Genomic DNA, 18,099 nt, shown 5'->3' with positions numbered 1-18,099 from the left:
GTTTCTCCAGCGTGCGAATCACGCGTGCGGGGACACCGCCTACCAAGGTATAGGGAGCGACATCGCGTGTCACCACGGCTCCCGCAGCGACCACGGCTCCGCGCCCGATACGAACCCCCTTGAGCACGGTCACCCGCGCCCCCAGCCAGACATCGTCTTCGAGCACCACCGGCGCGGCGGCACCAGGGAGCGTGTGGTCGTAGGGGTTGTGGAAGTCGGAGTCCATGATGAGGGTGTAGTTGCCAATCGCGCAGTTCTTACCGACCGTCACCTGCTCCTGGGCTCCAATCGAGACCCCGGAGTTGATAAAGCTACTCTCCCCAATCGTGATACACGCGCCCGGTCCGGCGGCCAGCTCGACAGGCACGTGTGTGGCACGGACCCGCACCCGCTCCCCGAGGCGCACATCGCCGCTGACCTGGAGCTGCCCCCAGACCCGGATAAGCTTGCCGCGCTGCGTGCAGTTTCGGGTCTTGACCAGGCTGGTGACGAGCACCCAGAGTGTCTGTAGCTTGTGTCTCATGCGGCTACCTTCTCCGACGAGCTCCCGAGAATCCGTGCCGGCACCCCGACTGCGGTCGCGCCTGCAGGAACATCCTTGAGGACCACCGCATTGGCCCCGATCTTCGCCCCCGCCCCGACCGTCACCTTGCCCAAGATCCGCGCCCCCGCCCCGATAAACGCGCCATCCTCGATAATGGGGAACTCGCCCTCACCGCGCATCCCCACTGTGATCCCGGAGATGAGGGTGACATTGGCCCCGATGCGCTCCGCGGAGAGCACGGTGCCCACGGGATGCGGGACATAGAGGCCCGGGCCAATGGCGGTCGCCGGGGGGACATCGAAGCCATGCAGGGTGATATTGAGCCGAAAGAGCATCCCCGGAAGAAGCGGCACACGGCTCTTCCAGAGCGCATGGCTGATCCGGTAGAGGACCGTGGCCCGGAGCCCGCAGTAGTGAAAGACAAACGCCGCGCTGGGCTTGCTCTTCCAGATACTCGCCCACGCGGCGATATCGCTACGGATCAGTTGTGTGAGAGTCATGTTGCTTTAGTCTTACAAGTTTTGTGCCAACGTGACGAAGTTACTAAACTTTTTCGATTGCTTCGGTTTGGCTCGCCCCCGTTGGAGGGGGGCGTCTTGCTGTCGTCGCAGGCTCCGACACGAAGGCCTTCGGCCATACCCGCGTTAACGCGGATCGGGATGGGCGAAGCCCTTTGTGTCCGAGGCACGAGGACTGTAAGACGCTCCCGTTCATGGGAGCGATCTAAAACGGGCGATCCGTCTTACGCGGGGCGGCGGACGAGCATCCCGCGCAGGTCGCGGAGCTCGGCGGGGCTCCAGCAGCGCAGAAGCACGCAGGCGGCGAGGTAGACAACCATGCAGGGAAGGATGCCCCAGAGCCCCAGACTGGTCCCTAGCGAGAGCCAGAGCCCCAGTACCATCAGCAGCGCCGAGAGCGTGTAGCGCACCGCGCGCGAGACCAGTGCCGTGTCGAAGAGCTCGGCGGGGAGCGCCTTCCAGTAGACCACGCCCAGATAGACCTCGACCAGCACATCGGAGACAATCGCCCCCAGCGCGGCGTTGCCCCAGAGCTGGTGGCCGCCCCAGGAGAAGAGAATGCAGAGCGGGATGCCAAAGAGACAGGCGATCAGCGCACTCCGGGTCTGGACGAGCTGCCGGTCCAGCGAGATCACTAGCAGGCCCAGCACCGCCGTCACGAAGTATAGCAGCATCCCAAAGCCCCCCACGGCGAGCACGGGAGCGGCACCGGCAAAGCTCGGGCCATAGAGAAGCTGGACAATCGGCTTCGCCAGAAAGATCGCGGCGGCGGAGATGGGAAGCCCCACCAAGAGGGAGATATCCAGTGCCCGGCGCGCCAGCGAGAGGAAGCCCGCGTGGTCCCCACTGCCGTGCAGGCGCGAGAGGGTGGGTAGGAGCGCAAAGACCAGCGCCATCGGAAAGAACATCGCCGAGCCCACCAGCTTAAAGGCGGTTGCGTACCAGCCCGCCTCGACCTTGGTGGCGACGGCCCCAAGAACGATCGGATCGGTCTGGCCGTAGAGGGTGCGGAAGATCAGCAGCCCCATAAACGGCAGGCTCGCCACCGCCAGCGACTTCAGGTCCGCCCAGCGGGGCAGCGTTAGGGTCTTGAGGACATCCCGCAGCCCCACCGCATAGAACGTAAAGGTCAGCAGCCCCGAGAGGATCGCCACCCCCGCGATCATCCAGAGCGGCGCCTTGAAGGCGACCAGGAGCAGGACCGCGAGCCCGTAGGCCACTTTATCCAGCAGGGTCGCCCGGTTGAAGCGGGCCAGCTCCTCACGGCCCTGGTAGATGGTCGCAAAGACATCGCTGAGCACAAAGACCACCATGCCGGGGACGCTCACCAGTAGCAGGATCAACATCTCCCGCGAGTAGCCCAGCGCCCAGGCAACCAGGTAGGCGATCGGCACGGCGGTGATCCCCATCAGGAGGCGCAGGGCCAGGCCGTTGGCCAAGAGTGCGCCTGCCTTCGTGCGGTCCCGGGCGACCTCCTTGACGATCACCTGCGATGTCCCCAGCGGCACAAAGACCCCTAGGACAGTCACCCAGCTGGCGATAATGGCGAGCTTGCCGGTCCCCTCCGGCCCGAGATAGCGCGGCAGGTAGAGGTTGACCAGGAAGGCCATGGCAAAGGTCAGGAGCTGGGTCCCGAGGGTGCCGACAATATTCTTCGCCACGCGGGCGCTCATGCCGCTCATCGGGTGCTCCGGGGGCGCGTGGGCTGGGGCCGTGGGCGACGCTGGGGGCGGGGCTCCTCGGGCAGGCGGCGGCGCGGCGCGGCGCTCACTCCGGGGCGACGGACACGCTTCTCGGGGTCGTTGAGGGCCATCGCGCCGGGGGCTAGGCCCGCCAGCGCCCCCACCCAGACCGCCACAAAGACCATGTCCCGGAAGTTGGAGAGCTGCAGGTCCAGCAGGCCAAAGACCATCAGCAGAACCACCTCAATCAGGGCATAGAACGCCACGAGCCGCGGATAGATATCCCCCGGTTTTGGCTTCAGAGTCTCCCTTTCCTGGAAGCGGATCACCCGACAGGCATAGACCAGGATCGAGCAGACCATCCCCCAGAAAGCGAGAAAACCCAGGGTCCCCAGGCGCATCCAGACCCAGAGAATCTGGTTGTGGGGCAGGAGGTTGTACCAGGCGTAGATATCCTTGATCGAGTCCAGCTTGGCGGGGGTGTAGAAGCGCTTGCCGTAGCCGTAGCCAATCGCCTGGCTCACCGGCGTAGCCCGCATCGTGAACATCAGGTCGTAGTTCTCGTTGCGGCGGTAGGTGTCCGAGTCCGAGTCGCGCTGGTTGGGCGAGATCGCGGAGTTGATCGCACGCGCTGGCCCGGCAATCGCGCCATCCTTGTCCTTGAAGGCGATAAAGTACGGCGGGAAGAGCACCGCGATACTCACCAGCACGGTCAGCACCGAGCGCCGTGCCTTGGGAAAGCCCTTGTAGGCCGCCAGCAGCAAGATCGGCAGCGCGATTGTCAGCGCGGCGTAGGCGGTGCGGCGGTTGGTGGTCAGGTTGGCAAAGAAGACAAAGGGCAGCAGGGTCCACATCAGCACCTGGAGCTTCTGCTGCACCTTGGCGAACGAGAGCACCGAGAGCAGCATCACAAAGGACATGAAGAAGAATGCCTCCTCGTGCGAGCCCACTCCCTGGTCCTGAATCTCCGCATGGAAGAGCGCAAAGTGCCGGTAGATGTAGTTAAAGGCCTTGAAGGCGATACAGATCACGCTCAGCCAGATCAGGCTATCGACATGCTTCCGGTCCCGGATCGCATTCACCGCCATGACATACATGATGCCAAAGTAGAACTGCGCTCGGGTCTCCTGGAGCGCCTCGTTGAGGTTTCCTCCGGTGGACATCCCATTGAGAAACCCGACCACCACAAAGCCCAGGTAGATCGCAATCGGCCAGAAGAGCGAGCCAACACGAAGCTGGGTGCGCTGCCGGGTCGCAAAGCTCAGGAGCATGATGCCCGAGAAGACAATCAGGATGAGCTCGAAGAAGTTGATCGGGGCGGCCTTGGGGTTGCTTCCTAGGAACTTATCGAACATCGTGTTGATGTTCCAGAAGAACGGCACGGCATCGGTGAGGCCCTGCTCCTTGGGGACCGTCTGGAAGACCTCAAACAGGATCGCGCAGCCAAAGATACCAAAGAGAGCCATGCGCGGGTAGTACCAGAAGACCGCCGGAAGCAGGGTCGCGCTCAGCAAGAGAATCGGCACGAGCAAGGTGGTGGGCTCGACCAGGACATAGGAGATGCCAGCAAGCAGCGCTAGCAGCCCGGCGATCCCTCCCAGGATTGCCTGCTGCCGGCGCTGCCGCTGCTCTACCTCACGGAGCCCGAGGACATTGGACGCGCGGAAGGCCCGCTCGTGACGACTGGCCAAGCTACTTCCCCCCTATCCGCACGAGGGTCGCGGAGTACGGGGGCAGGCTGATACTGGCCTTCCCTCCGCTCACCTTGGGGCCCACCTCGGCGCTCAGCTGGTTGGGCTTCTCCGCGGAGAAGCGCCAGAGCCTGCTCGCTCCGCCGTCGTGGCCCGTGATACTCAGAGGCACGGTGATGGTCGCCTTGGGGGTCTTGTTGATCAGCACCAGGGTCAGTGCGCCCGTCTTGCTCTCCGTGGCGGAGAAGACCGCGAGGCGCTCGCCCTGGCCGTACGTGCTCTGACAGCCCCTATCGCCAAAGCCCGCCTGCCCTGGCTCAGGGCGCCGGAAGAGCTGGAAGGCGGCCGCAGCGGGCGTAAAGAGCTTGGGCCGGGTCCAGAAGCAGGCCACATCGACCCCCTCGCGCCCAAAGACCCCCAGCGCCTCGGCAGCGGCGAGCCCCCCGCTGATATCGCCCTCCGCGCCAAAGCTCCACTCCCCGATCGCCAGCTTGGTTCCGGGGTAGCACTGCGCGATCCAGTCCTTCATGCGCGGGATCAGCCGCACACTCGGCCCATCGCCGGTATTGGCGATCCAGGACTCATCGCGGTAGTCCTTGTCCCACAAGCTCCGCACCGAGCGGATCCGCAGCGCCCGGAGCGCAGGGTCCTTGGCATCGCTGTAGATATTCTCACCCTGGGGGTAGTAGTGGATATCCAGCACATCGAGGGTCCGCTTGCCGCGCTTGGCATCGAAGGCCTTGGCCTGCTGCAGGAACCAGGGAATAAAGGGCGTGTCGCCGTGGGCGCGGCGGTCCGCCCCCGTGCGGAAGTCGTCGGTGCCCCGGTCCAGCGCGGAGTAGAAGTAGCTGATCCAGCCCGAGACCGCCGGCCCCGCGACCAGCGCCGTGGGATCGACCGCCTTCACCGCCGTGGCGTAGTCCGTAAAGTTCTTGAAGGTATCGTCGTAGCCCATCTGCGCCGGGTGCACATCGCGGTGGGTGTGGGACCAGAGATCGGGCTCGTTGTCCATCGCGTAGTACTTCACCCCGCTGCCCGCGCCATTGCCATGGAGCTTGACCAGGTGGTTGATCCACTCGTCCTGGTAGACCGTGTCACCGGGCGCGGGGTAGAGCTCAAAGGGCTTGTTCTTGCGCGCCACGGAGCGGACACTGGTGCGGTTGCGGTTCTCGGTCGGGTCGTAGCCCGCAATGGGGCCGTCGCAGCCCGAGACACCGGGGCCGGTGTTCCAGGGAACATTCTCGGACTTGACCTGGATATTGCCGTTCTTGGCCACCCAGCCCAGGGTCGGGACGGTCATGTAGCTCGTGATCCCCAGCGCACGGTTGTCCTGGACAAAGGCATCGGCGGCACCGCCCGCCTTGGTCTGGGGCTTCTCGCCCGCGTGGTTGCGAAACTCCCAGTCGCTCCCGGAGTTCCAGAGATTGCTCACCCAGTTGTGGCGCGAGTTGGGGTTGCCGCCCCAGCGGTTGAGGGTCGCGCCCAGTGCCTCGGCCTCCTGCTTGCTGGCGTGGGCGACCCCGTAGATCGTCGGGCTGATCGCGTGCTTGCCCGCCTGCGTGTCCACAGCGACCGGAATCGTCAGCGCCTTGGGTGCCTCGGGGAGGCTAGTATCGGGCATGAGCGAGATATCGTCGAAGCCCACCTGACCGCTCGCCGATGGCATCGCGCACTGGAGCACGACCCCGCTGATCTTATCCCCGACCCCCACCCCCATCGCCTTCAGAGGGATGCTGATCTTCTGCCAGCCGTCTTTGAGCCCGACCGCCCCATTGACCACGTAGCTCCCCAGCTTGAGCTGGCGGCGCGGCTTTGCGTACTCGTCGAAGACCGTCGCCATCACCGTGTCGGGCGCGCCTTTGTAGAGAAACTCTAGTGAGCCGTAGCCATCGGCGGGAAACGCGGTGTGGTGGAAGTAGAGCCCCTCGCTGCCCTTGAGGGTCATGGCGATCCCATTGATCCCATTGGCCGCCATCGCCGCGGATGCCTTATCCCGGGTCGCCCAGGACCAGTCGTCCCAGCCCTCCCCCATGCCGTCGCGGTAGACCACGATCGGCTCGTCGGCGCGCTCGGTGGGGGCCACGGGGATCAGGCCCTTGGGGCCAATTCCCGTGGTCGTGGCGAAGCTCTTGACCAGGCCCTTGGCGCTCTCCCGGAGCCCGCCCGCCTCTTTGACGCGCTTGATGCCCCAGACCCCGGCCAGCACGGCCACACTGCCGACACTCCCTAGGACCGCGAAGGCGATCCGCTCGCGCCGAAGCCGCTGTTTCTGGGCGGCCTCTTCTTGGCGGCGGCGCGCGGCGCGTGCCTTGGCACGGCGGCGGCGCTCCTCTTCTGTTAGCTCTCGTACAGGTGTCGTGGACATAGCATTGATCATCTCAGCTTCTACCTACTACCGATTCTTAAAGTAAAACACCACCAGAACCAGACACATCCAGCCCGCCAGGATCAGCCCGTGCTTGAGCTGCCAGCGCGGGACAAATAGCCCCATCAGGGTCGCCCCAAAGACCGCGCCGATCACCAGGTTCATGCCGCGTCCTCCAAGGGCTTCTTAGACTCGTCCCCCATGGGTGTGCGCTCGGTCCGAACCCACTCTAGGGACCCATTTTTGGTCTTTTGTCCGCCCTTCAGACGAACCAGTGCGTAGAGGGCAAACTTCCAGAGCGCGTAGAATGGGGCACGGACCAGGGCGCTGTAGACCTCGGGGCGCGCCTCCGAGACCTTCAGGCCACCGAAGATATAGGCACCGTAGAGCGCCAGCGAGAGGGGCCAGAGGAGCACCCAGACCGGCACCAGGACCCCCATGCTAAAGCACAGGGCGGTGAGCCCAAGCCAGGCACCATGGAGCGCCGCGAGCTCCGCGAGGGGCGGGATCACCAGGTCGAGCGCCGCATCGACCAGGCGGGAGTCGCCCCGCTTCATCCCCGCCGTAAAGAGCTGGGGGGCGCGCTCACGGAGCAGGCGGTAGCGCCCCCGCTCCCACCGTGCCCGCTGTGATGCTGCCTGCTGGCTCGTGTTGGGCATCTGCGCCCGCACCACCGCCTCGGGGGCGTAGCCCACCACGAGCCCATGGTTGAGCAGAAGGTCCAGCCCGTAGTCGATGTCTTCCGTGATGCTATTGCCACTCCAGGGAGCCGCCTCCAGCACCGCACGGGTAAAGCCCATCCCATTGCCCTTGAGCCCGACCGTGAAGCCCTGGACACTGCGCCCCAGTGGCTTGACATGGTTAACCAGCTCGAAGGCACCCTCCATCAGCGCGGCGCGCCAGGACTCGCCGCCGTTGAGGACCCCGTAGCGGCCCTGGATCGCGCGGCGGTGGGTGGCCCAGCTCTCGGGGCCAACTCCCGCAAAGAGCTCTCCAGAAAGTACTTCCAGAAAGTCAGGAGCGGCCTTGGTATCGGCATCGACAATCACGACCGCATCGGGCTTGCTGGTGCGGCTCCAGAGCTGCTCGATAGCCCACTCCAGCGCGTAGCCCTTGCCCCGCCGCTCGGTGTCGGTGCGCTCTAGGACGGTCGCGCCGGCAGCACGTGCCAGGGCAGCAGTCGTATCGGTGCAGTTGTCCGCCACCACGACAAGCTCGTAGGCAGTGTGGGGATAGCTCTGCGCAGCGAGGCTCTCCAGAGTCGCCGCGATCACGACTTCTTCGTCGTGGGCGGGGATCACCACCACCAGCTGAGGAACCGCGCTGGTGGAGAGCTTGGCCTGGGTCTTCTTCTGACGCAGCGCGGCACGCCCCATCAGGCCGGCGAGGTAGGCACTGCTGCCCAGAGTCGCCAGCCCGAGCGCCATCCAGGCGGTCAGGCAGGTGTAGGTAAATGCGGAGTAGAGCTCGCTCATGAAGCGTTCCTTACGCGACCTTTCGGAAGAACTGCTGGATCTTGCGCGGCACCGACGACTTCATCCGGTTGAGAACGACCCCCAGCACGCGGCGGCGGCCCAGGCGGTCCACGGCCTGCTGCACGACATCCTTGGGAGTCGCGCCGGCACAGACCACCAGCATGACCTTGTCGAGGTGCTCGGCAATCGGGAGCGCATTGCCGGTCGAGACCGCGGGCAGATCGACAATCACGGTGTCGTAGATCTCACGCACGGCGGCGATAATCTCGGTGACCGCGGGGGAGCGCGCGGCTTTATTCGGGTTGCGGGGGAACTTGCCCGCCGGGATCACGGAGAGATCGCCACAGTCGGCGAGCTGGAGGGTGCGGATGACATAGTCGCGCCCTTCGAGCACATCGATCACGCCCTTCTCGGTGCGCACCCCTAGGCGGCGGCAGATATCGTTGTCCCCCATCCCAAAGTCGATCAGGCAGACCTTGCGGCCGCTGTTGCGGGCGATACTAAAGGCAAGGTGCATCGCGATCGTGGTCTTGCCCTCGCCGGGGACCGCGCTGGTGATCCCAAAGACACTGTCGGTGTCCAGAAGCGGGTCCTCCAGGTGCTCGGCGGCCTGGTCCCAGTGGTTGGAGTTGGCGCTCTCGGCGAGCTGCCACTCCATGGCGGCGTGGAGCTGGGCGAAGTCCGCATCGGCGCGCTCGATGGCGACATGGACACGGCGGAGGGCCTCCGCAGGAACAAGGGTGACACTAGTCGTGGGGGCGACTCGCTCTAGGCTCAGGTCGTTGTGGTCTTCGTTCATAGTGGGCTGCTCTAGCGGGTGGTCTTGGGTAATCACGCGGTCTCTTCCTCTTGCTCTCTTGCTCTATAGTTCCTCGGAAGGCAGCAGGGCCTTGGGCCTGCGGGACTTGCTTCCGGAGCGGCGGCTTCCTTCGAGGCTCTTAGGTGCCAGGACGGCGCGGGTCTCGGGGAGGCCGGTCAGGACGGGAATGTCCAGCGCCTGCTCGATATCGGTCTCGTAGCGGATGGTCGGGTCGGCCCACTCACGGAGCGCCACCATCAGGGCCGCGACCACAGCGCCCAGGATCAGGCTCACAAACCCGAGCTGGATGCGCTTCTTCGGGCCGGAGAGGCTGGCCGCATAGACCTCGCCCACCGCCTTCAGGGTCTGGCTCGCCAGGTCCTTCTCCAAGGCATCTTTCTGCAGGGCGTTCTGGAGGCCGGTCCGTAGTTTGCCAAGGTCGTTCTGGATCGAGGTTGCCTTGAAGTCAAGATCGTTCATCTTGTTCTGGAGGGCGGGGAGGTCCTTGAGCTCTTTCTTGGCCGCGGCGATCTGCTGGGTGACCTGCTCGATCTCTAGCTTGGCGGTCTTGGCGGTCAGCGCGGACTGGGTCGTCGCCTCGGCGAGCTCGGCGTAGCGAGGGTTCACCCGGCGGGTGACGCCCCCGGTCTTCACTTTCTCGCGCTGCTCCCGCTTGACATCGAGGCGCGCACGGTCGATCTGCTGGTCTAAGGCGCGGATCGTGTCGCTGGTCGTGGCGTAGGGGCTATCTCCCGAGGTCAGCTGCGAGCGGCGGTCCTCCAGCTCACGCAGGTGCTTTCGGGCGACCGAGTCGGTGCTTCCCACCACCGACGGGCTCTCGGGCTCGATAAACTTTCTCTCTTGCGAGAGGCGCGGTGCGAGCAGTGTCTGGCGCTCGCCGCCCTCGACAAGAGCAAGCTTGGCGCGCTGCAGCCGGTCTTCCAGGAGGCCAATGCGGTCGGTGATGACCTCGTGGCTGGTCGGGCCGAGCTCAGGGTGCAGCTTGCGAAAGCGCTCCAGCTGCACATTGGCATCGGTCATCTTCTGCTCGACCTGCTCGATCTGCTTCTGGTAGTAGACCACCCCGCTCTGCGATGCGACTTGCTTGGAGCGGACGGTCTCGACAATGTACTGGTCCTGGATCGCCTTCACCAGCTTCTTGCACTCGTCGCCATCTTCCCAGTTCAGGCTGATCGTAAAGAGGTTGTCGCCATCTGTCTTGATCGTGAAGCCGCTGAGAAAGGCCTCGACCCGCTTGTCGTAGCTGCCCGGTGCCAGCGAGATCGGGTGGCTCAGCGCCGCCCGCTGAAAGACCTCATCGACAAAGCCGCCCTGGCGGACATCCTTCATCAGCGTGGTGAGGTTGGCGACATGCACCTCCGCGGCGCTCTTCCAGCCGGACTGGTCGATATTGGCCCCGATGTTCTCCCGCAGGATCTTGCCCTCTTGCGCGACACTCACCGCGGCGGTGGCCGTGTAGCCCTTGGACTTGAAGATCAGCAGGAGCGCGACCGGAATCGCGACACACAGCAGGGTGATCAGAACCAGGTTGCGGTTCCGAAACAGCGCATCCACCACTCGATAAATAACGTTTGTGCGACGATACATAGTTCTTGATAATTTCCGTACGTTAGCGAATCTGGCGAACCATCAGGTAGGTCGAGAGGCCCATCATCGCCTCGTTTAGGCCCAGGTTGAACCCGCGCCGCTTGGCACCCTTGGTAGGAATCTCCAGGATGTCACCGGGCTTGAGCTTGCTATTGAGAGCGGCGGCTTCCTCCGCTCCCTTGCCCTGGGAGTTGCGGTTCTTGAAGATCTTCTCCAGGTCGATCTCCTCCGCGATCGGAGCGCCGTTGGGAGCGATCCGGGTGATACTGGCGTGCTTCAGGTCGGCGTCTTGCTGGACACCACCGGCCTGCTGGATCGCCCAGTAGATGGTCAGCGCGGTCTTGTCGGGGATCTCCACGGCACCGGGCTTGAGGACACCCGCGCCGGCGATAAAGACCTGGCTGACACTCGCGGGGATGGTCAGGGTGTCGCCTGGCCCCACTTGCAGGCTCAGCGGGAGCTTATCGGGGTTGCTCAGGTCCACGGGGATCGGGGTTCCGCCCGAGCCGCGGCGCAGGGTCGCTTTGGAGAGGCTCGCCTTGCCGGTCGCACCGCCCGCCGCCACCAGAGCCGCCAGGGGAGAGCCATCGCGGGGGCAGATCACCTGGCCGGGCTTGCCGACCTCACCCACGACAGTCACCATGGTCTCGCTCTTGTCGCGCTCCTGGATCACCAGCAGGTCGCCGTCTTCGAGCATAAAGTTCAGCTTGGGATCGCCCGACGCGTAGAGCTGGATCGGATCGACATTGAGGGTGGTCTGGCCGCCCTTGCGCACCAGGCGCATCGTCACAAACTCAGGACGCTCCACGGTCAGCCCACCGGCGGCGGCGATTAGGTTCAGCACCCTCCAGTCGTCGCCGAGCTCTTTCTTGCCCGCCTCTTTCACCGGCCCCAGCACCGCGACCTCGCCCATCTGGCGCTTGACCACGGAGACCAGGATCTGCGGGTTCTCGAGCTGGCGCTTCAGGCCCCCTTTGAGCTTGGCGATAATCTGCACCAGCGAGTCCCCCGCGATCGCGACCTCTCCGACATAGGGGTAGATGATCGTCCCATCCGGAGCGACCGTCACTGCCTGGGTGAGCTCGGGGCGCCCCATGACCTTGATCTCCAGCGAGTCGCCCGCCCGGACTTTATAGCGGCTCTGTGCACTAGCTACGGAGCTCGCGGCGGGGCTCGCAACGGAGGGCGTGCTGCGGGGCTCACTGGGAGCGGGCAGCTGCAGAGGACGAGCCTCTTGGACGCGGCGGGCCTGGGCACCAACCACGACGGGAACAACCGCCATGCCGGGAATGGGGCCGGCTGCCCAGGTGGTCTGCGTGGTCGCAAGGACCCCCAGTGTCATCATCATCCGTCGTGTTTGTTGAGTTGTCTTCATTTTAACGCTCCCCTTCTCGTGTGCTCGTTTAAAAGTTTTCCCTAGTAGGGTCACTCATAGAGCTAAAGCAACCACCATGCCAAATCGACACGAACACGAATAATCCCCTAAATTTTTTCTGATGCCAAAACACTGTCATCAGAGAATCGGAATACCCGCAACGAGGTCTCAGGCCTATTTTAGCAATTTAATCACTCTATTTCTAAAAACCAGCAAATATAGTGTCCATACTAGTAGCATTACCAGCAATCAATATCGAAACTAGCATACTAAATACGAAAATAGCCATACGATCTGCTACCAAAACCTCACTGAAAAAACTACCAGTTTTCAGGATTGCGCCTCGTTTTGGCACAGTAACGGTAGGAGTTTAGAAGTATACGCGTGCCACGCGTCACTATCTCAGGAGAAACCTTCAGCCCCATGGTCAAGACATCTACCGCAATGGACATCCCCAACGAAAAGAGCGCGGTGCGCGCCGAACCGGCCCGGCGCACCCTTGATATCCTGGTTGCCTTCACTGCCCTGACTCTCCTCGCCCCCGTCCTGGCGACCCTGGCCCTCTTGGTCTGGTCGGAGGACCGGGGGCCGGTCTTCTTCCAGCAGGAGCGTGTCGGGCGTGGAGGGCGGCGATTTGCCTTCTATAAGTTTCGGAGCATGGTGCCCCATGCAGAAGCCCTTAAAGCCAGCCTGAGCCAGCAGAACGAGGCGACCGGCCCGATCTTTAAGATGAAAGACGATCCCCGGGTGACACGGATCGGGCGGGTACTGCGCCGCTACTCGCTCGACGAGCTCCCGCAGCTCTGGAATGTCCTCAAAGGGGATATGAGCCTGGTCGGGCCGCGCCCTCACCTGCCCCGTGAGCTGGAGCAGTGCCCCAACTACCCTCAGGAGCGCCTCTCCGTGCCGCCCGGGCTGATCTGCCTGCGCGAGGTCTCGGGGCGCTCCAAGCTGACCTTCGACGAGTGGATCGCGCTGGACCTGGAGTATGTGCGGAATCGCTCGCTACTGCTGGACCTCTCGATCCTCCTGCGTGCTATCCCGGCGATTCTCCGGGGCGACGGTGCCTACTAAATTTTCCTAGAGTTTTTTTTAGTGCTTTTGTCACACACCGGCACGGAATCTGCTTTTGTTTTTCCTCAGTATGTTTTCAACTCGGAGAAAAATCGATATGTCGCCACTCAATGAACAGGTGGTTATCTCAGACACGCGGTTCGACAATGTCACCATGACCGCGGCTGTCGAGCGCATCCTTCAGCTCGTCCATAAAGCCGATGCGCCCCAGCATGTCTGTACGGGAAACCTGGACCACCTGGCTCTGCTCAAAGAGGATGCAGAGTTTCGTGAGATCTATGCGTCGTCCGCGCTGGTCCTGGCCGATGGGATGCCGATTGTCTGGCTCTCGCGGCTCCGCCCCGATACGGCCGACCTGATCGAGCGTGTTGCGGGGAGCGATCTTCTCCTAGAGCTGTGCCGCGCCTCGGCGTGGACCGGCCTGAAGCTCTTCTTCCTCGGGGGCATGCCCGGCGCGGCCGATGCCGCCAAGGCCATTCTGGAGGAGCGCTTCCCCGGCGTGCAGATCTGCGGCACCTACTGCCCCCCCAAAGAGACCTTCGACACCCCCGAGGAGCAGGCCAAGATCGCCCAGATCCTGCGCGATGCCAACCCGGATGTTTTACTGGTTGGTCTGGGTGCCCCTAAGCAAGAGAAGTGGATAGCCCGACATAAGATGCAGCTCAGTGTCCCGGTGAGTATCGGGGTGGGCGGCAGCTTTGAGATGGCGGCGGGGATGGTTCTGCGGGCACCTCGCCTGATCCAGAAGACAGGAATGGAGTGGGCCTGGCGGCTCTTGCAGGACCCCAAGCGCCTCTACAAGCGCTACATCTGCCGCGACTTGCCGCTCTTGCTCCAGCTGACACACGAGGCGCTCCTGGTGCGTGCCGGTCTGCGACGGCCCCGCCCTCGCCCTCTGATCGAGGAGCCCCGCACCACGGTGCCCCAGAAGCTCAATATCACCACGGCTCCCGTGCAGCCCACGGAACCGACCGAAGCTAGCCTTCGTAAGTAACTCGGACAAAGGACCTCACATGATGAACGCATCGAAGAAAATAGTCGTCACCACGACCGTCGACCTCGACGACCTTGAGTACCCCATTGGCGATGTCAATGAGGCCGCTGCCACCCACGCCCGCGCCATCACCAACGACCGCCAGATGATGATCCGCACCAGCCGGGGCAAGATTGTCTGCCGCGAGATCGCGCCCAACACCTACTTAGGGCTGACCGCGGAGCGCCGCCGTATGAGCCTGCTACAGATCGACGACAACGTCTTTATCTTTGCGCCGGCCCGCCTGCCCAAGCACCGCCTGGAGCACCTGATCACCCACCTGCTCACCCGCTATGGGATCGGCTCGCACTCCTCCGAGCCCGCCGCCGCCTTTGAGAACTTTGTCGGTCCGACCCCGCTGGCCTGAGGAGCTCTCTGATGTCTGCGACCCTCAAGCTCGGCTTCGCGCTGGAGCACTCCCTCGGCCACGCGACCCACGCCAAGAACCTCAAGGCAGCCCTCGCCAGCGATAGCCTGGTGCACCCCACTTTTGTGGAGCTCCCCTACCACAACACCCCCGGTGCCTGGGCCAAGCTTCCCGGCGTCCGCTCGAACTGGAGCCTGCGAGCCTCACTGGGAGCGTATCTAGGACTACGCGGACAGAGCTTTGACGCGCTTTTCTTCCACACGCAGGTCACCGCGCTCCTGGCCGCAGGCATGCTCCAGAAGACGCCTGGTTTGATCTCCCTCGATGCCACCCCGCTCCAGTACGATAGACTTGGGGCCCACTACGGGCACACACCGGGCAACGGCCGAGTCGAGGTGCTCAAGGCCCGCCTCAACCAGCGCGCGTTCTCCGCGGCCCGGGGCCTCATCACCTGGAGCCAGTGGGCCAAGGACTCGCTGGTCGCCGACTACGGGGTGCCCGCCGATAAAGTCTTTGTGATCCCGCCCGGGGTGGATATCGCCGCCTGGGACGCCGCCCGCGCCCTGCGCCAGCCCCGTGCCGCCGGTGCGCCGCTCAACATTCTGTTTGTCGGGGGAGATTTTGTGCGCAAGGGCGGAGACACGCTGCTCACCGCCTTCGCCCGCCTCCCGGAGAGTGTCCGCCGCACCGCCCACCTGCACCTCGTCACCCAGGCCACGGAGCTCGCCACCACGGAGAATATCACGGTTCATAACGGTGTCACCCCCAACTCCGAGCGCCTGCGGACCCTCTTTGCCGAGGCCGATCTCTTTGTCTTCCCCACCCGCGCCGACTGCCTGCCGCAAGCGGTCCTGGAGGCAATGGCCGCGGGCCTGCCGGTCATTACCACCGCAGTCGCCGCGATCCCCGAGGCCGTGATCGACAACGAGACGGGCAAGCTCGTGCCGGTCGGGGACGACGCCGCGCTCGCGATAGCCCTTGAGCACCTCCTCACCGACCACGCCCTGCGCCTGCGCCTGGGCCGCAACGCCCGCGAGGCCGCTCTCGAACGCTACGATGCCGCGGTGAACTATCCCCGGATCCTCGCCCGCCTGAAAGGGCTTGCCCCCCTAACCCCCGCCCGGCGGGGGGAATATAAGGAACATCCTCTCGTCCCCCCCGCTGAGCGGGGGATGGGGGGGAGGTAATCATGAAGACCCTGCTACTGATCCCGAGCTACCGGAAAGAGAAGATCGCCGAGGCGGTCGCGGCGGACAAGCACCCCACGATGGACTACGATGCTCTGGTCGCGGGGCTGGAGAGCCGTGGCACCTGCGCCGAGCTCTACGACTACCGCGCGCTGGAGGCCGACTCGGACCCGCTGGTGGCGCTGGCACGCAAGACGCTCGGGAAAGATATCGCCCTCGCCGTGGCGGGCTGGCGGCGGCGCAAGGGCTACCAGGCACTCTTCACCAACGGCGAGAATATCGGCATCTTTCTGGCGCTCTTGCTCCGGCTCTCGGGGAAGAAGCGGCCAAAGCACGTCACCATTGGCCACCGGCTCTCGACCGGCAAGAAGAAGCTCTTTTTCGGGACGCTCCAGCTCTGGCGCGAGATGGACACGATCTTTGTCTACGCCACAACGCAGCTCGCCCATGGTGAGAGAGTGCTGGGAATCCCTGCCGAGCGCCTGCGCCTGATCCCGTTTCACGCCGATGCCAACTTCTGGCGCCCCCTCCCCGAGATCGCGGAGAACGAGAAGCAGGTCAGCGCTGCGGGGCTGGAGTGGCGGGACTACCCCACCCTCCTGGCCGCCGCCGAACGCCTCCCCGAGACGCAGTTCCCGCTCGCGGCCGCCTCGCCCTGGTCGAAGCACAACAACGAGACCGAGAAGCGCACCATGCCCGCCAATGTCTCCGCCCGCCGCTACGAGTACGGGGAGCTCCGTGAGCTCTATCTCTCATCGGGCGTGGTCGCGGTCCCCCTCTATGAGAACGACTTCCAGGCAGGGATCACCGCGATCTTGGAGGCGATGGCCTGTGGGAAAGCCGTGGTGACCACCCGCACCGAGGGCCAGACCGATGCGATACTCGACGGTGAGAACGGGCTCTATGTCCCCGTGGGCGACCCGGGTGCCTGGGAGAAGACCCTCACGCGCCTCCAGTCCGACCCCGCGCTACGCCAAAAACTCGGCAGCAATGCGCGCCGCTGGATCGAGAAGCACGCGAGCCTGGAGCGCTGGGTGGACAACCTCTGCGCCGCGATTCTCTCGCCCCCCCCGTAAAATGCGCTACAATGGGGCATGAAACGCTCCAGAACACTTTGTCTCGTCGCACTTGCAGGCCTGCTCCTGCTCTCCGGCTGTGGGGGAAAAGGCTCCGGGGACGATTTTGTCACGACGCGTCTGGAGGCGACCATCGACCGCGATGCACTGCTGCTGGCCGCACGCGATGTCGTGGGCTACGTGGTGCCCATGGACGCGGTCCGTACCCGACAGGAAGAGCTTACCAGTGCACGGCTTGCCTTCCCGGAGCTCAAGGACATCCACGCCGCCTCCGCCTACAACGGCCACGAGCTTCACTTTGCCATCAGCCACGATGCCCCCTGGCTCGGCCGTTGGAAGAGTGGCGTCCTCACCACGGGGGTTCGTGAGCTCGATGAGCTCTTTCAGCAGTACGATGCCAAGTCCGTGACCTTCCTCCACGACGACGGCGACCAGAGCTGGTTCAATGTCACCTTCGACACCTACCTGCGTGCCAACCGCGCCGCTGGCCTCTTCTTTGGCAAGAGCGAGGCGCTCCGAATCACCAGCACGGTCTCGGTCTCGGGCGGAACCACCGATATCCGCTACGAGCTGGTCGCCCCCAATATCACCCGCATGACCTTCACCAAGGGAGAGACCGTCACCGTCCTGGAAAAAGAGGGCACGGGTAACTGGACCAAGAAAACCGATCTGCCCCTGTAACGCTACCGTTACGGGAGACCGCTAAAGTGTTTCTTGAGAGGAACACTTCAATGCAAGTTACGAACTGGATGAGCTGGGAGGGCGGGGTCGACCTGGTCGCCTCCACAATCGCGGGGGCGGAGCAGCCCAATGTCATTGTGCATATCGCGCGGCTGGTGCACACGCCGCTGGGCTCCGCCGCGAGCGGGATGGTCTTCTACCAGCCCGACCCGAGCGCCGCACCGCTGTTTATGGGCTTTGTCTCCACCGACCCGCAGATCGGGGCGTACTTTGGCCCCAATATCTTCGCGGGAACCCCGTTTGAGAGCGCGCCCGTTCTCCCTGCCCAGATCGAGGTCTTTGCTAGCCAGCCGGGCACTGTCGGCTGCCGCGTCACGATAGAGGGCTTTGAGATCGAGACCCGCCTCAGTGAGCTGGGGGTACTGGAGCTGGTCGAGCGGCCGTTTGGGGAGCCCCTGCCCTTTGTGCAACAGGGAATCGAGGCGGCGGCGGGGCAGCTCAGCCTGAAGATCAATGGCGAAGCGATCCCGATCTTCCCCTTGCCTATCGGGCTCTCGGGTGGCCCCTGCGCGGTCTGGTCCCCCACGGGTGTCTACACGCGCTAAGCAAGCCCTTGCCTGCCTA

16 protein-coding genes and 1 pseudogene are annotated in these 18,099 nt (G+C 64.2%); 7 read left to right on the top strand and 10 right to left on the bottom strand.

Annotated elements, in window-relative coordinates; genetic code table 11:
* Positions 1-16: 16 nt before the first annotated feature.
* The 10 genes and pseudogenes from HNQ39_RS30835 to HNQ39_RS17015 all read right to left on the bottom strand — a co-directional run.
* A pseudogene (locus tag HNQ39_RS30835) lies at positions 17-166 on the bottom strand (DapH/DapD/GlmU-related protein); the annotation flags it as partial.
* Between the two features lie 353 nt (positions 167-519).
* The gene (locus HNQ39_RS17055; protein WP_184198988.1) at positions 520-1,044 is read right to left on the bottom strand and encodes a serine O-acetyltransferase; all 525 of its coding nucleotides are present in this window, start codon (positions 1,042-1,044) and stop codon (positions 520-522) included.
* A gap of 242 nt (positions 1,045-1,286) precedes the next feature.
* The gene (locus tag HNQ39_RS17050) at positions 1,287-2,744 is read right to left on the bottom strand and encodes a flippase (RefSeq protein WP_184198985.1); all 1,458 of its coding nucleotides are present in this window, start codon (positions 2,742-2,744) and stop codon (positions 1,287-1,289) included.
* Entirely contained in the window at positions 2,741-4,435 is a 1,695-nt protein-coding gene (locus HNQ39_RS17045) for an O-antigen ligase family protein (protein WP_184198982.1), read from the bottom strand. The genes HNQ39_RS17050 and HNQ39_RS17045 overlap by 4 nt, the downstream gene beginning before the upstream one ends.
* 1 nt (position 4,436) lies before the next feature.
* Positions 4,437-6,812: a glycoside hydrolase family 44 protein gene (locus HNQ39_RS17040; RefSeq protein WP_184198979.1), complete on the bottom strand. Its 2,376-nt coding sequence runs from the start codon at positions 6,810-6,812 to the stop codon at positions 4,437-4,439.
* Positions 6,813-6,827: 15 nt separating this feature from the next.
* Positions 6,828-6,965: a hypothetical protein gene (locus HNQ39_RS17035; RefSeq protein ID WP_184198976.1), complete on the bottom strand. Its 138-nt coding sequence runs from the start codon at positions 6,963-6,965 to the stop codon at positions 6,828-6,830.
* Positions 6,962-8,275 carry a glycosyltransferase family 2 protein gene (locus tag HNQ39_RS17030; protein WP_184198973.1) on the bottom strand — a complete coding sequence of 438 codons (1,314 nt, stop codon included), beginning with the start codon at positions 8,273-8,275 and terminating at the stop codon, positions 6,962-6,964. Before HNQ39_RS17030 ends, HNQ39_RS17035 begins: the two co-directional genes overlap by 4 nt.
* A gap of 10 nt (positions 8,276-8,285) precedes the next feature.
* The gene (locus HNQ39_RS29975) at positions 8,286-9,110 is read right to left on the bottom strand and encodes a nucleotide-binding protein (protein WP_184198970.1); all 825 of its coding nucleotides are present in this window, start codon (positions 9,108-9,110) and stop codon (positions 8,286-8,288) included.
* 27 nt (positions 9,111-9,137) lie between these two features.
* Positions 9,138-10,682 (bottom strand): GumC domain-containing protein, encoded by a 1,545-nt coding sequence (locus HNQ39_RS17020; protein ID WP_184198967.1) that lies wholly within the window; start codon positions 10,680-10,682, stop codon positions 9,138-9,140.
* Between the two features lie 22 nt (positions 10,683-10,704).
* Positions 10,705-12,057, bottom strand: a complete 1,353-nt coding sequence (locus HNQ39_RS17015) for a polysaccharide biosynthesis/export family protein (RefSeq protein ID WP_184198964.1) — start codon at positions 12,055-12,057, stop codon at positions 10,705-10,707.
* Between the two features lie 423 nt (positions 12,058-12,480).
* On the opposite strand from HNQ39_RS17015, the gene HNQ39_RS17010 reads away from it, so the two are divergent.
* The 7 genes from HNQ39_RS17010 to HNQ39_RS16980 all read left to right on the top strand — a co-directional run bounded on the left by HNQ39_RS17010 (position 12,481) and on the right by HNQ39_RS16980 (position 18,080).
* The gene (locus HNQ39_RS17010) at positions 12,481-13,131 is read left to right on the top strand and encodes a sugar transferase (RefSeq protein ID WP_221290071.1); all 651 of its coding nucleotides are present in this window, start codon (positions 12,481-12,483) and stop codon (positions 13,129-13,131) included.
* Positions 13,132-13,228: 97 nt separating this feature from the next.
* Positions 13,229-14,125 carry a WecB/TagA/CpsF family glycosyltransferase gene (locus tag HNQ39_RS17005; RefSeq protein ID WP_184198961.1) on the top strand — a complete coding sequence of 299 codons (897 nt, stop codon included), beginning with the start codon at positions 13,229-13,231 and terminating at the stop codon, positions 14,123-14,125.
* 19 nt (positions 14,126-14,144) lie between these two features.
* A complete protein-coding gene (locus tag HNQ39_RS17000; RefSeq protein ID WP_184198958.1) occupies positions 14,145-14,531 on the top strand; it encodes a hypothetical protein in 387 nt (128 codons plus the stop codon).
* Between the two features lie 11 nt (positions 14,532-14,542).
* Positions 14,543-15,718, top strand: a complete 1,176-nt coding sequence (locus HNQ39_RS16995) for a glycosyltransferase family 4 protein (protein WP_184198955.1) — start codon at positions 14,543-14,545, stop codon at positions 15,716-15,718.
* A gap of 2 nt (positions 15,719-15,720) precedes the next feature.
* Positions 15,721-16,794: a glycosyltransferase family 4 protein gene (locus HNQ39_RS16990; protein ID WP_184198951.1), complete on the top strand. Its 1,074-nt coding sequence runs from the start codon at positions 15,721-15,723 to the stop codon at positions 16,792-16,794.
* Between the two features lie 18 nt (positions 16,795-16,812).
* A complete protein-coding gene (locus HNQ39_RS16985) occupies positions 16,813-17,475 on the top strand; it encodes an SH3 domain-containing protein (RefSeq protein WP_184198948.1) in 663 nt (220 codons plus the stop codon).
* 50 nt (positions 17,476-17,525) lie between these two features.
* Positions 17,526-18,080 (top strand): hypothetical protein, encoded by a 555-nt coding sequence (locus HNQ39_RS16980; protein ID WP_184198945.1) that lies wholly within the window; start codon positions 17,526-17,528, stop codon positions 18,078-18,080.
* Positions 18,081-18,099: the final 19 nt, after the last annotated feature.

This window comes from Armatimonas rosea (assembly GCF_014202505.1).
In the GTDB taxonomy this organism is placed as follows: Bacteria; Armatimonadota; Armatimonadia; order Armatimonadales; family Armatimonadaceae; genus Armatimonas; species Armatimonas rosea.
Note: the sequence above shows the minus strand (reverse complement) of the source record. Positions and strands in the feature narration are given on the sequence as shown.

Bases quoted from the DNA above. Each gene is read 5' to 3' on its own strand.
- HNQ39_RS17000 (WP_184198958.1), top strand. From the start codon at position 14,145: ATGATGAACGCATCGAAGAAAATAGTCGTCACCACGACCGTCGACCTC.
- HNQ39_RS17010 (WP_221290071.1), top strand. From the start codon at position 12,481: ATGGTCAAGACATCTACCGCAATGGACATCCCCAACGAAAAGAGCGCG.
- HNQ39_RS16995 (WP_184198955.1), top strand. From the start codon at position 14,543: ATGTCTGCGACCCTCAAGCTCGGCTTCGCGCTGGAGCACTCCCTCGGC.
- HNQ39_RS17035 (WP_184198976.1), bottom strand. From the start codon at position 6,965: ATGAACCTGGTGATCGGCGCGGTCTTTGGGGCGACCCTGATGGGGCTA.
- HNQ39_RS17055 (WP_184198988.1), bottom strand. From the start codon at position 1,044: ATGACTCTCACACAACTGATCCGTAGCGATATCGCCGCGTGGGCGAGT.
- HNQ39_RS17050 (WP_184198985.1), bottom strand. From the start codon at position 2,744: ATGAGCGGCATGAGCGCCCGCGTGGCGAAGAATATTGTCGGCACCCTC.
- HNQ39_RS17040 (WP_184198979.1), bottom strand. From the start codon at position 6,812: ATGATCAATGCTATGTCCACGACACCTGTACGAGAGCTAACAGAAGAG.
- HNQ39_RS16985 (WP_184198948.1), top strand. From the start codon at position 16,813: ATGAAACGCTCCAGAACACTTTGTCTCGTCGCACTTGCAGGCCTGCTC.
- HNQ39_RS16980 (WP_184198945.1), top strand. From the start codon at position 17,526: ATGCAAGTTACGAACTGGATGAGCTGGGAGGGCGGGGTCGACCTGGTC.
- HNQ39_RS17020 (WP_184198967.1), bottom strand. From the start codon at position 10,682: ATGTATCGTCGCACAAACGTTATTTATCGAGTGGTGGATGCGCTGTTT.
- HNQ39_RS17015 (WP_184198964.1), bottom strand. From the start codon at position 12,057: ATGAAGACAACTCAACAAACACGACGGATGATGATGACACTGGGGGTC.
- HNQ39_RS16990 (WP_184198951.1), top strand. From the start codon at position 15,721: ATGAAGACCCTGCTACTGATCCCGAGCTACCGGAAAGAGAAGATCGCC.
- HNQ39_RS17005 (WP_184198961.1), top strand. From the start codon at position 13,229: ATGTCGCCACTCAATGAACAGGTGGTTATCTCAGACACGCGGTTCGAC.
- HNQ39_RS17030 (WP_184198973.1), bottom strand. From the start codon at position 8,275: ATGAGCGAGCTCTACTCCGCATTTACCTACACCTGCCTGACCGCCTGG.